General features: G+C 67.4%; 7 protein-coding genes, 1 tRNA gene, 1 pseudogene and 1 riboswitch. Of the genes and pseudogenes, 3 read left to right on the top strand and 6 right to left on the bottom strand.

The genetic code is table 11. The features are described from left to right. Nucleotides 1-3: 3 nt before the first annotated feature. From N0A20_RS01855 to N0A20_RS01870, 4 genes are all read right to left on the bottom strand, one after another. A complete protein-coding gene (locus tag N0A20_RS01855) occupies nucleotides 4-771 on the bottom strand; it encodes an ABC transporter ATP-binding protein (RefSeq protein ID WP_260582335.1) in 768 nt (255 codons plus the stop codon). Further along, a complete protein-coding gene (locus tag N0A20_RS01860; protein ID WP_260582337.1) occupies nucleotides 768-1,754 on the bottom strand; it encodes an iron ABC transporter permease in 987 nt (328 codons plus the stop codon). Before N0A20_RS01860 ends, N0A20_RS01855 begins: the two co-directional genes overlap by 4 nt. Then, nucleotides 1,751-2,644: an ABC transporter substrate-binding protein gene (locus N0A20_RS01865; protein ID WP_260582338.1), complete on the bottom strand. Its 894-nt coding sequence runs from the start codon at nucleotides 2,642-2,644 to the stop codon at nucleotides 1,751-1,753. The genes N0A20_RS01860 and N0A20_RS01865 overlap by 4 nt, the downstream gene beginning before the upstream one ends. 63 nt (nucleotides 2,645-2,707) lie before the next feature. After that, the gene (locus N0A20_RS01870) at nucleotides 2,708-4,585 is read right to left on the bottom strand and encodes a TonB-dependent receptor plug domain-containing protein (RefSeq protein ID WP_260582339.1); all 1,878 of its coding nucleotides are present in this window, start codon (nucleotides 4,583-4,585) and stop codon (nucleotides 2,708-2,710) included. A 176-nt stretch (nucleotides 4,586-4,761) separates the two neighbouring features. Continuing rightward, nucleotides 4,762-4,983, bottom strand: a riboswitch (cobalamin riboswitch). Between the two features lie 102 nt (nucleotides 4,984-5,085). Here N0A20_RS01870 and N0A20_RS01875 point away from each other — a divergent pair. Further along, nucleotides 5,086-7,140 carry a transglycosylase domain-containing protein gene (locus N0A20_RS01875; RefSeq protein ID WP_260582340.1) on the top strand — a complete coding sequence of 685 codons (2,055 nt, stop codon included), beginning with the start codon at nucleotides 5,086-5,088 and terminating at the stop codon, nucleotides 7,138-7,140. Between the two features lie 556 nt (nucleotides 7,141-7,696). Here the strand turns inward: N0A20_RS01875 and N0A20_RS01880 are convergent. Beyond that, nucleotides 7,697-9,256: a flavin monoamine oxidase family protein gene (locus tag N0A20_RS01880; protein WP_260582341.1), complete on the bottom strand. Its 1,560-nt coding sequence runs from the start codon at nucleotides 9,254-9,256 to the stop codon at nucleotides 7,697-7,699. Nucleotides 9,257-9,385: 129 nt separating this feature from the next. Then, nucleotides 9,386-9,472: transfer RNA gene (locus N0A20_RS01885), tRNA-Leu, on the bottom strand. A 322-nt stretch (nucleotides 9,473-9,794) separates the two neighbouring features. On the opposite strand from N0A20_RS01885, the gene N0A20_RS01890 reads away from it, so the two are divergent. Continuing rightward, nucleotides 9,795-11,357, top strand: coding sequence for a hypothetical protein (locus N0A20_RS01890; protein WP_260582343.1), 1,563 nt, complete (start codon nucleotides 9,795-9,797; stop codon nucleotides 11,355-11,357). A gap of 83 nt (nucleotides 11,358-11,440) precedes the next feature. After that, a pseudogene (locus N0A20_RS01895) lies at nucleotides 11,441-14,138 on the top strand (TonB-dependent receptor domain-containing protein). The last annotated feature ends 346 nt before the right edge of the window (nucleotides 14,139-14,484 follow it).

Here is a 14,484-nt window from a genome sequence, read left to right on the forward strand (position 1 = left end):
CGGTCAGTCGAAGAAGCGGATCGCGGCGCCGTCGGCGTCGCGCGCGATGCGGACCCGGACGTCGTAGAGCCTTGTCAGCATGTCCTCGGTCATCACCTCGGCCACCGGACCCGCGGCCAGCAGCGCGCCGTCCTTGATCGCGACGACATCGTCGGCGTGGCGGAGCGCGAGGTCGAGGTCGTGGATCGCCATGACCACCGTGCGCCCGGCGTCGGCGCGCGCGCGCAGGCGGCGGCTGGCATCGAGCGCATGGCGTGGATCGAGCCCCGCGGTCGGTTCGTCGACGATCAGCAGTTCGGGATCACCGACGATCGCCCGCGCCAGCATCGCGCGGGCGAGTTCGCCGCCCGACAGGCTGGTCGCCGGCCGGTCGCGGAGACTGGTCAGGTCGCAGGCCGCCAGCGCCTCGTCGATCGCGGGGAGCATCGCGGTGGGTAGGTCGCCGAAGCTGGGCAGCACGGGGGTCAGGCCAAGCGCGACGACGCGCTCGACGCTGATCGGCCACTCGACCTCGGCGCGCTGGGGCAGATAGGCGCGGCGCCGCGCGAGCATCCGGCGCCCGATGCCGGCCAGCGACTGCCCGCCGAGTTCGACCTGCCCCGCGTCTGGCGCGCGCAGCCCCGCCGCGACTTCCAGCAGCGTGCTTTTCCCCGCGCCATTGGGCCCGATCACCGCGGTCAGCCGCCCGGGCGCGAAGACCGCGTCGATATCGCACAGCACGACGCGCCGGTCGCGCTTCACCGTCACCGACGAAAAGGCCAGCGCGCTCATGCGGTGCGCCTTTGCACATGGAGGACGAGCCACAGGAAGAAGGGCGCGCCGAACAGGCTGATGAACACGCCGAGCGCGAGGATCTTGCCGTCGACGACCAGCAGCCTGGTGCCGATGTCGGCGAGCGTGACCAGCAGCGCGCCGACGAGCGCCGCGGGGATCAGCGTCCTGCCCGGCCGGTGCCCGACGAGCGGGCGGACAAGATGCGGCGCGATCAGCCCGACGAAGCTGATCGCTCCCGCCACCGATGTCGCCGCGCCGACCCCCATGGCGGTGCCGAGCAGCGCGAGCAGGCGCGTGCGCGCGACATGGACGCCCAGGCTCTCGGCCTGCGCCTCGCCCAGCGCCAGCGCGTCGAGCGCCCGCCCGGTGAGCAGGAGCAGCAGGCCGCCGAGCAGGATCAAGGGCGCGGCGAGCGTGACATGATCCCAGCTGCGGTCGACGAGCGACCCCATCAGCCACACCATGATCTCATAGGCGGCATAGGGGTTGGGCGCGATGTTGAGCGCGACGCTGACCCCGGCGGCAGCGATGCTGCTGACCGCCGCACCCGCGAGGATCAGCGACAGTGTGCCGCCGCGCCGCGACAGCGCGAGCGCCGTGCCCGCCGTAATGAAGCCCCCGGCGAGGCCGAACAGCGGCGGCGCCATCGCGAAGCTGGCGGCGAAGCCGAAATAGATGGCGATCACCGCGCCGAGCGAGGCGCCCGCCGACACGCCGAGCAGGCCGGGCTCGGCGAGCGGGTTGCGCAGCAGCCCCTGCAGCACCGCGCCCGACAGGCCGAGGATCGCGCCGACCATCAGGCCGAGGATCAGCCGGGGGAGGCGGATTTCGGTAAGAATCAGCGCCGCGAGATCGGTTCGCCCCGCAAACAGCCCGCCGAGCGCCTGCTCGGGGGTCAGCCACACCGTCCCGGCGAGCAGCGAGGCGAAGCCCGCGAGCAGCAGCAGGACGATGAGCAGCGGGATCAGCCAGCGCGTCACGGCCTCTTGCCCGCCGCAAAGGGAAGGGGGGAGCCGATCTGCCGCGCGGCATCGCGCAGTTCGGCGCGCAGCCGGATCGCCGCTTTGGTGATCCTGGGCGTGCCGCAGGTGTAATAGGCCGGCGAGATCGCGAGCGTGCGCGCGCCGTCCCAGTAACGGCGGACGAGCGGGTGGCGTTCGATATTCTCGCGCATCCCATATTCGGGGCGCACCCCGGCGCCCTTCACCAGCAGCGTCGGCGCGGCGACGAGCAGCACCTCGGTATCGGGGCGGTTGTAGCCCGAGACCGGCGGCTGGTTGGCGATGTTCACCGCGCCCGCCGCCTTCAGCACTTCATTGTAGAGCGAGCCTTCGCCGGCGCTGAAGCCGCCGCCGTCCCAGGCGACGACGCGGAGCGGCGGGCCCGGGTCGCGCGCCAGTTCGGCAAGGTCGCGGTCCATGTCGGCGATCATTGCCTCGCCGCGCGCGACTTCGCCGACGGCGCGCGCGACCTGCCGCACATTGGCGCGGATCATGGCGAAGCTGGCGGCATCGTCGACCTCTATCATCGGATAGCCGAGCCGTTTCAGCATCGCGCGCGTCGCGGGCTTCGAGAAACGGTCGGTGACGATCAGGTCGGGCTGTTGCCGCACCACTTCCTCGGCAAGGCCGTGGTTGATCCCGACCTTCTTTGCCGCCTCCACCATCAGCGATCCCGACGGATCGCGCGACAGCCAGGTGACCGACGCGATCCGTTCGGGGGGCAGCAGCGCCAGCACGAGCTGGTCGGTGCATTGGTTGGTGGACATGACGCGCATCGGCAAGGGCGCGGGCGGCGCCACCCCCGCGCTGCCGGTCGAAACCGGCAGCGCGGCGGCGGCGAGCCCGAAAGCCAGGCCGATGCGGCGCATCAGAAGCTCACGCGCACGCCGCCATAGGCCGCGCGGCCCTGGGTGCGATAGCTGAACACTTCCTCATATTTTTCGCCCGCCAGATTCTCGATACGCCCGAAGACCTCGATCGCGTCCGACAGCCTGTAGCGCGCGTTGAGGTTCACCAGCACATATTCGTGCAGCGACACCGGCACTGGCGCGAAGCTGGGATCGGTGAAGGCGACATCGTCCTGCTTGGCCGTTGTAGCGGACGGTCAGCGTCGTCGAAAAGCGTTCGTCGGGGCTGAAGACGGTCGCGTTGAAGCTGCCGATATGTTTCGGGCGCCGCACCTCGACCGCGCCATCTTCGCGCGCCTTGAGCCAGGTGTAGGCCAGATCTAGCTGGATCTGCGGGATCGGCCGCGCGCTCGCGAAGACTTCGACGCCGCGCTGCTTCGAGGTCGTGGTGCGGTTCGCCGGCGTGGCGACGAAGTTCGGCGGCGGGAAGGTGGTGAAGATTTCGCCGTCGAGCTTGCTGTCAAAGTAAGTGGCGCCGATGGTGGCGGCGCCGTCGCCGATGCGCTGCTCGATCCCGGCTTCCCAGCCCTTCGACTTTTCGGGGCGCAGGTCGGGGTTGCCGATGAACACGCCGTCGGAAAAGCCGTAGAGCTCGTAATAGCCGGGGTTCTTGACCCCGGTGCCATAGGCGCCGCGGATGCGGGTGCCGGTGGGCAGGCTGTAGCTGCCCTGGACGCGCCAGGTGGTCGCGTCGTCGAAACGGTCATTCTCGTCGCGGCGCACCGAGGCGCCGAGCGAGAAGACGTCGTTCACCAGCAGTTCGTACTGGCCGACGAGGCCGACATTGTCGGTGTCGCGCTTGCCCTGGAAGACGAAGGGCGAGGGGGTGGTGTTGCGGAACTCCTCGCGCTCGACATCGACCGCGGCGGTGATGCGGTGGACGATGGCGTCGGTGCCGAAGCGCAGGCTCGATTCGAACGACCCCTTGTAGCGCCGCCCTTCGCTGCCGCCGTCGCGCGTGCCGAACGAATAGCTCTTGCGCGTCACGTCGACGATCTGCCCTGTCAGTGCATTGGTCCAGCGCCCGTCGAGCGCGGTGAACTCGGCGCGGAGCAGGCCATAAAAGGACCGGGTCTTGGCATAGGTGTCGGGGCTGTCGACGATGAAGCCGAACAGCGGGCTCGCGCTGTCGAACTCGCTGTTGTTGAACTCGGCATCGACATAGGAATAGCGCGCGACGCCGGTCAGCCTGAAGCTCTCCGACGGGGTCCAGATCAGCTTGGCCGAGACACCGACATTGTCCGATCCGATATCACGGGTGCCGAAACGCGCGGTCGGCGAGCCGCCGGTGTGGAGATAGGCGGCGGACAGACTGTAATCGAGGTCGCCCGACACGCCCGCGACGCGGGCATCGCCCGAGAAGGTCTCGAACGAGCCGCCCTCGGCGCGCGCGCTGAAGCCGGGAGCCTCGGCGCCGGTCAGCGTGATATAGTGGATGACGCCGCCGATCGCGTCCGAGCCATAGAGCGACGACTGCTGGCCGCGCAGCACCTCGACCCGCGCTTCGGGGGAGGCGATCAGCGTGCCGAAGTCGAACTCGCCGTTGAACGGGTCCGACGCCTCGATGCCGTCGATCAGCACCAAAGTGTGATTGCCTTCGGTGCCGCGCAGGCGGACCTGCGTCTGACCGCCGATCGCGCCGAGGCGGCTGACCGCGACGCCGGGCACGTCGCGCAGCACGTCGGACAGGATGCGCGTCTGGCGCTGTTCGATCGCGTCGGCGTCGATCACAGTCACCGAAGCGCCGAGCTGGTCGATGCGAACGCCCTCGCCCGAACGCGAGGCGGTGACGACGATCGTGTCGCCGCTGGCGTCGGTGGTGGATTCGTCTGGATTGGACTGTGCGAGCGCGGGCGTGGCCGCGGTCAGCGCGATGAGAGAGATGAAACCGGTCTTCAACATGGGTAAGCCCCTTCGCGCCGGAGCAACGGTGGCGGGGCGTGCTGAGCGAACCGGTCGGTGCGGATGAAGGGCTAGGCGCAAAAAGCTCCGCCACCGCGCACCGATGCGGCCCCAGCCGCACGGGTCGTCGCTCAGACGGAGGATTACCGTGCCATGACCATCCCCTGGACCAAGGCAAGAGCGACCGGTGCGCCGGCAGGTCTCCTGGCTCGCGGGTCACAGCTTGATGCACGCCTTCCCAGGGTCGCCCCAGTGGCTGGTCCGGACGGGTCCGGACCGGTGCATCGCGCTCGCCGCTTACAGTTGCAGGGACAGCCCCGGATTCGAAAGTCCCTTCGGACCTTCTCACCGCGTTCCCGTTTTAAGCCCTTTCGGGCACCGGCGCGATCATGCGGGGACAAAGCCCCCGCGCGCCGCTCCATAGCGAAAGCTCGGGCTTACGCAATCGGCTTTTGTCTCTTTGCTTATGCCGTATTGCCCCTATAATACGGTTTCCAGGCATGTTCGCTTTCCGTCGCCCCGCCGCTCCCCCGCCCGAGCCCGTCCCCGCCGGTGGCGTCCCGCTGCCCGATGGCGCCGCGCCGCCGCCCGTCGCCCCGCCGCTGTCGCGGCGCCGCAAATGGCTGCGGCGCCTGTCGCGCGGCTTCGCGATTTTCGCGGTGCTTTTCATCCTGCTCGTCGGCTGGCTCGCGATCACCGCGCCCTTGTCGAAATCGCTCGAACCGATCGCGCCGCCGCAGATCACCTTGCTGGCCTCGGACGGCACGCCGATCGCGCGAACGGGAGCGATCGTCGACGCGCCGGTGAAGGCGAAGGATTTGCCGAGGCATGTCACCGGCGCCTTCCTCGCGATCGAGGACCGGCGTTTCTACAGCCATTGGGGCGTCGATCCGCGCAGCGTCGCACGCGCGGTGTGGAGCAATGTCACCGGCGGCACGACGCAGGGCGGCAGTACGATCACCCAGCAACTCGCCAAATTCACCTTCCTGACGCCCAAGAAGACGCTGGGCCGCAAGGCGCGCGAGGCGCTGATCGCCTTCTGGCTGGAGGCGTGGCTCAGCAAGGACGAGATTCTCGAACGCTATCTGTCGAACGCCTATTTCGGCGACAACACCTATGGGCTGCGCGCCGCGTCGCTCCATTATTTCTATCGCCAGCCGGAAAAGCTGACCCCCGGACAGGCGGCGATGCTCGCGGGGCTGGTGCAGGCGCCGTCGCGGCTGGCGCCGACGAAGAACCCCGACATGGCGGAAGCGCGGATGCGGCTCGTGCTCGGCGCGATGGCCGACACCGGCTATATGACCGAGACCGAGGCGAAGGCGGTGCGCACCCCGCGCATCGACGTGCGTACCCGCAACACCCTGCCCACCGGCACTTATTTCGCCGACTGGGCGCTGCCCGAGGCGCGCAAGTTGAGCGACGTCGGCTATTCGCGCCAGACGATCACGACGACGCTCGATTCGCGGTTGCAGGCGGCGGCGCGGCGCGCGGTGAACCGGGCAGGGCTCGGCAAGGCGCAGGTCGCGCTCGTCGCGATGCGCCCGAATGGCGAGGTCGTCGCGATGGTCGGCGGCCGGGACTATGGCGCCTCGCCCTTCAACCGCGTGACGCAGGCGCGGCGCCAGCCGGGATCGACGTTCAAGCTTTTCGTCTACCTTGCGGCGCTGCGCGACGGCTGGGACCCCGACGACACGATCGCCAACACGCCGATCGAAACCGGCTCCTATCGCCCGAAGAACGCGGGCGGTTCTTATTCGGAGACAATCAGCCTCGAGGACGCCTTCGCGACGTCGAGCAATGTCGCGGCGGTGCGGCTGTTCAACGAAGTGGGCAGCGACAAGGTCATCAAGATGGCGCGCGACCTGGGCGTGACCTCGCCGCTGGCCGAGGGCGATCCCAGCCTGGCGCTGGGTACGTCGAGCATGACCCTGCTCGAACTGACCGCCGCCTATGCCGGCGTCGCGGCGAACAGCTATCCCGTCGTTCCGCACGCCTTCAAGGCGGAGGAAAAGGGCTGGTTCGAAAGCCTCTTCTCGGGCCCCGACCGCTTCGGTTCCGACGATCATGAAGCGATCGAACAGATGCTGCGCGCCGCGGTCAACCGCGGCACGGGGCGGGCGGCACGGCTGCCGATCGCCAATTTCGGCAAGACCGGCACCAGCCAGGACAGCCGCGACGCGCTGTTCATCGGCTATGCGGGCGGGCTGGTCGTCGGGGTGTGGATCGGCAACGACGATAATTCGCCGCTGGTCGGCATCGCCGGGGGCGGGCTGCCCGCGCGTATCTGGCGCGATTTCATGGCCGACGCGCACGGCGCCAAACGCCCGCCCGCGCCCAGGAGCAATCCGCGCGGCCCTGTCCAGCCGCTCGACGTCCCCGACGTCCAGGCGATCCCGGTCGGCGAGACGACGACGGTCGGGGTCAGGGACGGCAGCGCGGTGGTGACGACCGAGATCAACGGCACCCGCATCGACCTGCGCCTGCCGATCGACGGCGGCACGCCCGCGATCGGCCCGCCGCCCGAGCCGCCACCGAAGCCATCGCCCAGGCAATAGGGCGGCCGAGGGGGGCAGAACCCAGTGTAGAGGAACGGCGAAACCCGCCCCTTATGATAGGCGATGATGTCTTTTGCAGACCCAGGACGGGAATGGCTGGTATCGGGCGGAAGCGGACACAGCAACGAAGGCATTGTGCGCCGACGTTGGTGAGATTGATTTCGCACAAAGGCACAAAGGCACGAAGATGTCGTGCTTGCCGCGAAGCGGCTTTACCTCTTGGGCCTCGTCAAAACATCGCCGTCTATGAGAAGGCGGCCTTTCGGCCGCGAACGGCCCTCTTCGTGCCTTTGTGCCTTTGTGCGAAACAAAATATCCGCCCCATCAGCCTCGAACAACGCTTGCTCGGCGCGTCGCCAAACGTCCGCTCCCCACCCCGAACCCGACAGGCCGCTTGAGTCCGCAAAGGACATGGTCGCCTTATGACAAAGGCTGACGGCGATCAGCGCGCCGAAGAACAGGGCACAGGGCCAGGTGTCGCGCCACGCGGAAACGCGGAGGAACAGACTGAAACTTTCATTGCCATGGCGGCGGCAGCGCGGGCCGGGCGGCGCGGTCAGCCCGCGACGGTGCGTTCCGCCAGGATCGCCGCCGCCGCCAGCCGGCCGGTCTGCGCGCCGCCGTTCATATAGCCGGGAAAGGCGTCGGACAGATGCTCGCCGGCAAAGACGATCGGTCCCGCCATCGCCTGCTGGGTGACGCCGCTCTCCTCCTCGACCCAGAAATGCGGCGCGAAACGCGTGAGCTGTCCGGGTTTGAAAGTCGAATAGGCGCCGCGCGCGTAGGGGTCCTGCCCCCAGGCGGTGCGCCGCATCGTCCGTGCCCGCAGGCTGGGCACCGCGGGCGCGATCGCCGCTTCGGCGCGCCGCAGGCTGGTTTCGGGTTCGACCGCCATCAGCGCGTCGACCTGGTCGCCGCCGAAGAACCAGGTGAGCACGCCCGCCTCGCCCGGCTGGCCCGAACTGGCGTCCCAGAATTCGGAGAAGATGCCCGGTCCCCTGCTGTCGACCGCCCAGGCCGCGCCCGCCGGTCCGGTCGCCTTTTCCCAGACGCGCTCGGCATAGCCGGCGTTGATCTTCTCGTTGCGGCCGCAGCCGATCTCGCTCACCAGCGCCGCCCAGTCTTCGGACAGCAGGCCGCCATAGTCGATCGTGCGCATCAGCGGCGCGGGCACCGTGACGATCACGCGATCGGCGCGGTCGGTCTTGCCATTGGCGAAGCGCAGATCGACTCCCTCCGCGGCCGGGGCGATCGACACCAGCGCATGGCCCGTCGAAATCCTGGGCATCAGCGGCTCGGACAGCGCCTTCACCACGCTCGACGACCCGCCGGTCAGGATGAAGCGTTCGTCGCTCAGCGAAATCAGCTCGGCCTGCTTGCCGTCGATCACGGGCAGGTTGAACAGCAGTTCGATCGCCGAGGCCTCACCCGGCTCGGCGCCGAATTCGGTGCGGATCGTCGCTTCGAGCAGGGCGCGGATATGCGGCTTCATCAATTTGGCATGGCCGTCGAGATAGGCCGTCACCGACATGGCATCGAGCCGCGGCGCGACCGCCTCGTAATCGGCGTCGAGCGCCTCGGCATCCTTGCCGATCTGTGCGGCGATGGCGCGCAGATCGCGGACCAGACCGGCATCGTCCAGCAGGCGGCCGTCGGCGACATAACGGCTGTGCGCAGGCATCGGCTTGCGGTCGATCAGCGGAATGCCGAACCGCTTCGCCAGCGCGAGCATATCTTCATGATCGGTGTTGATCAGATTGCCGCCGTCCTCGATGTTCAGGCCCGGCTCGGGCGCGTCGTTCGCGGTGAGCACGCGCCCGCCGAGGCGTCCCCGCGCTTCGTAGAGATGCGCGTCCACCCCCGCCGCGTTCAACGCGTCGAGCGCCGTCAGCCCCGCGAGCCCGCCACCGATGACCGCAACGCGCAGGCCGGACGCGGCGCGTGACGGCGCGGGCCAGCCGATCACCGGAAGCGCCGCCGCCGCGCCCAGCGCCGCGAGCATCCGGCGGCGCGTGATCCCCTGAGAGGCGGCGACCGGCGGCGGCGCGCCCTGTTCGGCCAGATTGGCGCGACGCGCCTGATTGAGCAGCCCCCACAAGGACCCGGAACCCCGCATCGCTCATCTCCTCCTGCCGCGCCCGGGGCCAACCTAGCATGGTTGCGGGGCCCGCGCGAACATTTGGCGGAACACCGCGATGCCACGGCGGGACAGACCTGCCGAAACCATTGGGTGAAATGGAGATGATGGTGCGGTCGAGAAGACTCGAACTTCCACGGCCTTTCGGCCACAACGACCTCAACGTTGCGCGTCTACCAGTTCCGCCACGACCGCACATCATGATGGTCCGGCTCGGGTCCGGCTCCAGGTAGGAGCGGGCGCCTAGCAAAGCTTTCCGGGCGATGCAAGCAAGCTGTACCGCATTTATTTCCGCATCTGCGAACAAGACGCATGGCGCGCTTCGGCGGTTGTCACGAAAGCGACTCCAAAGAGTCACCCAAATGTCATCGCTCTGGCGTCAGACCGTCACCGAATCACCCTAGTGGCGGCCTCACCGGGGGCGTGTCGGGACAATCCCTGCGCATCGGCCGGTGACTTTTCAGCAGGGGCGCCGCTCGACCGTTTTGGGGGCGCACAGCGGATAACGGAGATTTTCATGGCGGCTTTCGCGCGCGTTCGTTTGGTCATGCTCAGCGGCGTGGCCTGTTCAATTCTGGCCGCCTGCGGCGCCGACGGCGTCGCTTCGCCCGGCGAAGGCGTCATCGTGATCCCGGCGCCGACGCCGACCCCCACGCCGACGCCGACCCCCACGCCGACCCCGACGGGCGTCACCCCGGCGGCGAACTGCCCGACCATCGCTGGTGCCGACCAGCTCACCAATCTTGGCACGATCTCGGGTCCCGAAGGCGAGTGGCGCAACTGCGGCTTCCCGGCGCGCTTCAATTCGACCACCGCGATCCCCAAGGTTCCGGGCGTCATCTATTCGCTGCCCGGCCGTGTCGACGTCGGCACCGACCAGGGCGCCGCGAGCACCAACACCGTCGTCACGCTGACGATCGACCCCGGCGTCACCATCTTCGGCGCAACGGGCGTTTCCTTCCTCGCCGTCAACCGCGGCAACCGCATCGACGCCGTCGGCACACCGACCCAGCCGATCATCTTCACTGGCCGCGGCAACGTCGTCGGTTCGGCCAATGACCAGACCTCTCAGCTGTGGGGCGGCGTCGTCCTGCTCGGCCGCGCGCCGATCACCGACTGCCTCGCACCGGGCGCCACGCCGGGCACCGTCGCTTGCGAACGCGACACCGAGGGCACGTCGAACGCGCTCTACGGCGGCGCGCAGCCCGCGGACAGTTCGGGCCGCATGTCCTATGTCCAGATTCGCTATTCGGGCTTCATCCTGTCGGCAGCGGCTGAATTGCAGGGCCTGACCCCGTCGGGCACCGGTTCGGGCACCCAGCTCGACCATATCCAGATCCACAACAGCTCGGACGACGGCATCGAAGTGTTCGGCGGCCGCGTCAACATGAAGCATCTGGTGATCACCGGCGCCGAGGACGATGGTCTCGACACCGACGTCGGCTATCAGGGCAACATCCAATATGTGATCGGCGTGCAGCGCGAAGGCGGCGCGGTCGGCGACTCGATGATGGAAATCGACTCGAACGGCAACGAAAACACGACGCCGCGCCAACGGGTCAATCTGTCGAACTTCACCTATATCCACCGCAACAATGCGGCGGGCAACGGCGTGTCGATCCTCGTCCGCGGCGGTGCCGACTATACTTTCGCCAACGGTCTGATCGTGGCGCCGGGCTTCCGCTGCCTCGGCTTCAACAGCGCGACGACGACGCAGACCACCGGTCCCGACGAAGCCGGCCCGCCGAAATTCTTCTCGGTGTCGATGCAGTGCAACGGCTCGCCCTTCCGCGGCACCGACGGTGTGACCGACGCGCAGGTGCAGGCGATCTTCGAGGCCGGAACGAACAACCGTTCGAACTATGTGCCTTCGCTGACCAACCTGTTCGTCAACGGAGCGACCGAAAGCGGCTTCACCGCCTTCGACGCGAAGACGCTGAACGCCTTCTTCGACACGACGGCCTATGTCGGCGCGGTCCGTGACGCCAACGACACCTGGTACCAGGGCTGGACCTGCAACTCGTCGACCGCGAACTTCGGCAGTGCCAGCGGGCTCTGCAATCGCATTCCGACGACCTGATCGCTCGCGATCCAATTGGGGAGCGGGCGGGCCTTCCATGGCTGGCCCGCTCCCTTCCTGCATATCCTTGGGGACATTTCATCATGACCAAGCGGTCGATCTTCGCCAGCCTGCTTCTTCTCAGTTCCGCCCTCGTTGCGCTCGGCGGCGCTCGCCCAGGGCACCGATAGCGATCCCGCTTCCGAAGCGCCGGAGCCTGCCGCCGCCGATGAGCCGGCCTCGCAGGATGAGGAAGAAGTCGATGTTTCGATTCCCGGCGGCGCCGATGCAGAGATCGTCGTCACCGGCCGCTATACCCCCAATGTCGTCCGCGCGACGCCCGAAGTCGTGTCGGTGCTCTCGTCGGCCGATATCGCGCGCACCGGCGAAGGCGACATCTCGGGCTCGTTGCAGCGTGTCACCGGCCTGTCGGTCGTCGGCGGCGGCTTCGTCTATGTCCGCGGCCTCGGCGACCGTTATTCGCTCGCGCTGCTCAACGGCTCGCCGCTGCCCAGTCCCGAACCGCTGAAGCGCGTCGTGCCGCTCGACATCTTCCCGTCGAACGTCATTGACTCGACGCTGGTCCAGAAAAGCTATTCGGTGAACTTCCCCGGTGAATTCGGCGGCGGCGTGATCAACCTCACGACCAAGGCGACCCCGCGCGAAAGCTTCCTGACCTTCTCGGGCGGGATCGGCTGGGATAGCGAAACGACGAATGAACTCGGTTATACCTATTATGGCAGCGACACCGACTGGACCGGTTTCGATGACGGCACGCGCGACATTCCGCCGCTGCTGAGCGCAGCGCTGGCGAGCGGCAAGCCGATCCTCGAAGGCGCGGACTTCACGCAGGACGACCTCGAAGCGATCCAGATGGAACTGGTCAACGCCGAGACGACCCTGCTCCAGCAGAACAACCATATCCCGGTCAACTGGTCGGCGGGCATCACCGGCGGCACGACGATCCAGCTGCCGAATGGCGAACTGGGCATCATCGCCACTGCCGGCATCAGCAACAAGTGGCGCACGCGCGACACGCTGCAGCAAAGCTCGGTCGAACAGGATCTGTCCGGCGATCCGCAGTCGAGCTTCCAGCGCGTCGTCACCGACAACCGCATCGTCGTCAACGGCCTGCTCGGCTTCGGCCTCGAACTCGGCGACCACAAGTTCCGCTGGACCAACCTCTATATCCGCGACACGCTGAAACAGGCGCGTCTCGGTCTCGGCAGCGATGCGAACCAGGTCGGCCGCGACATCTTGCGCCAGGACACCGCCTGGTATGAGCGCCAGCTGATCAACAGCCAGCTGGTGGCCGAATTCGATTTCGATCAGCTCCAGCTCGACCTGCGCGGTGGCTATGCCAAGACGCAGCGCGAGGCGCCCTATGAGCGCAGCTTCACCTATGTCCGCACCAACCTGCCGACCGAGCAGGACCCGACCGGCGACAAGTTCGTCAACGACCTCGGCGGCAACAAGGGTGATGCGACCATCGCCTTTTCGGATTTGAACGAGGAGCTGTGGTCGGGCGGCGTCGATCTGTCGTATGAGATTGCCCCGCGCATCACCGCGACCGTGGGTTACGCCTATAGCGACACCCACCGCGTCTCGGTGCGCCGCGCCTTCCAGTTCCGCGCCTCGGGCCTGCCGGTTCCGGTGCAGCAACTGCGCCCCGATTATCTGCTCTCCGATGCCTCGATCCAGCTTTACGATATCACGCTGGTCGAAACCTCGGCGCAGGACGGCACCGCGGCGTTCGCGGCCGACCTCACCACCCACGCGGGCTATGCGCAGTTGCAGGCCGAATTGCTGTCGGGCGTGAACATCAACGCCGGCGTCCGTTACGAGGACGGCAAGCAGACGGTTGTTCCGATCGACCTGTTCAACACCGGCGGCACCGCGATCGCGGCGACGAACCTGAAGAATGATTATTGGCTACCCGCGGTCACGCTGACCTGGGAAGTCGCGCCCGACATGCAGCTGCGCGTCAGCGGGTCGAAGACGATCGCGCGCCCGCAGTTCCGCGAACTCGTCGCGCAAATCTACAACGATCCCGAATCGAACCGCAACTTCCGCGGCAACCCGTCGCTGACCGACAGCGAGCTGTGGAACGCCGAGGCACGGTATGAATGGTATTTCGCCAAGGATCAGCGCCTGACCGTCGCCGGCTTCTACAAGTCGATCGACCGTCCGATCGAGGCCTATACCTCGCTCACCGATTCGGTCGGCAACACCAGCTATGCCAATGCGCCGAAGGCGACGCTCTATGGCGCCGAATTCGAAGTGCAGAAATATATCGCGCTCGACTCCATGTCGGACGCGGCCTTCTGGGCGAGCCGCCGCCTGGTGCTGATTGGCAACTATACCTGGACGCAGTCGAAAATTAAGGTCGGCGCGGGTGACACCACCGTCATCAACGGTGTCGAGCTCGATGCGAACAATTTCTTCTTCGACGGCGCGCCGCTCACCGGCCAGTCGGACCATCTGGTCAACGTCCAGATCGGGCTCGAGGATCAGGACAAATTGTCGCAGCAGACCCTGCTCCTGACTTATGCCAGCCCGCGCGTGACCAGCCGCGGTCCGTCGGGCCAGCCCGACATCCGGGAAAAGCCGGGCCTCCAGCTCGACTTTGTCGCCCGCCAGGGCTTCGCCGCCTTCGGCAAGGAAATCGAGCTGAAGTTCGAGGCGCGCAACCTCACGGGGCGGACCTACAAGGAAGTGCAGGAAGCAGGCGACAACAGCATCTTCTTCAACCGCTACAAGCTCGGCCGCAGCTTCTCGCTGAGCGCGTCGCTGAAGTTCTGACGTCGATATTACGCCCCCATAAGGGGAGAGTAGCGAGCCCCGGACTTGATCCGGGGCGCAGCGGCTGGGATCTATCGGCCTCGCGCAAGGCCGATAGATCCCAGCCAATCCCTCTCCTGAAGGGGAGAGGCTTTTCGGGCGGTCGCACCGGACTCGCTCCATTGTCAAAAAACTGTAATCTTCCCGTCAGCTGATTGTCACCGATCGCCCCTAGGCGATCTCGCAAGGACGCAATTTCAGGCGGGGGTAAGACGGGCATTTCATGGCGACGCTGATGTCCCGATCGGCCGTTCGGCTGCCGCGCGGATTGCCCGCATGGCTGCGCGCTCGGCAAGCGGTCGCCGCG

Source organism: Sphingopyxis sp. PET50 (assembly GCF_025244705.1).
In the GTDB taxonomy this organism is placed as follows: Bacteria; Pseudomonadota; Alphaproteobacteria; order Sphingomonadales; family Sphingomonadaceae; genus Sphingopyxis.

Coding starts and splice junctions, on each gene's coding strand:
- N0A20_RS01855 (WP_260582335.1), bottom strand. CDS start 771: ATGAGCGCGCTGGCCTTTTCGTCGGTGACGGTGAAGCGCGACCGGCGC.
- N0A20_RS01865 (WP_260582338.1), bottom strand. CDS start 2,644: ATGCGCCGCATCGGCCTGGCTTTCGGGCTCGCCGCCGCCGCGCTGCCG.
- N0A20_RS01870 (WP_260582339.1), bottom strand. CDS start 4,585: ATGTTGAAGACCGGTTTCATCTCTCTCATCGCGCTGACCGCGGCCACG.
- N0A20_RS01875 (WP_260582340.1), top strand. CDS start 5,086: ATGTTCGCTTTCCGTCGCCCCGCCGCTCCCCCGCCCGAGCCCGTCCCC.
- N0A20_RS01880 (WP_260582341.1), bottom strand. CDS start 9,256: ATGCGGGGTTCCGGGTCCTTGTGGGGGCTGCTCAATCAGGCGCGTCGC.
- N0A20_RS01890 (WP_260582343.1), top strand. CDS start 9,795: ATGGCGGCTTTCGCGCGCGTTCGTTTGGTCATGCTCAGCGGCGTGGCC.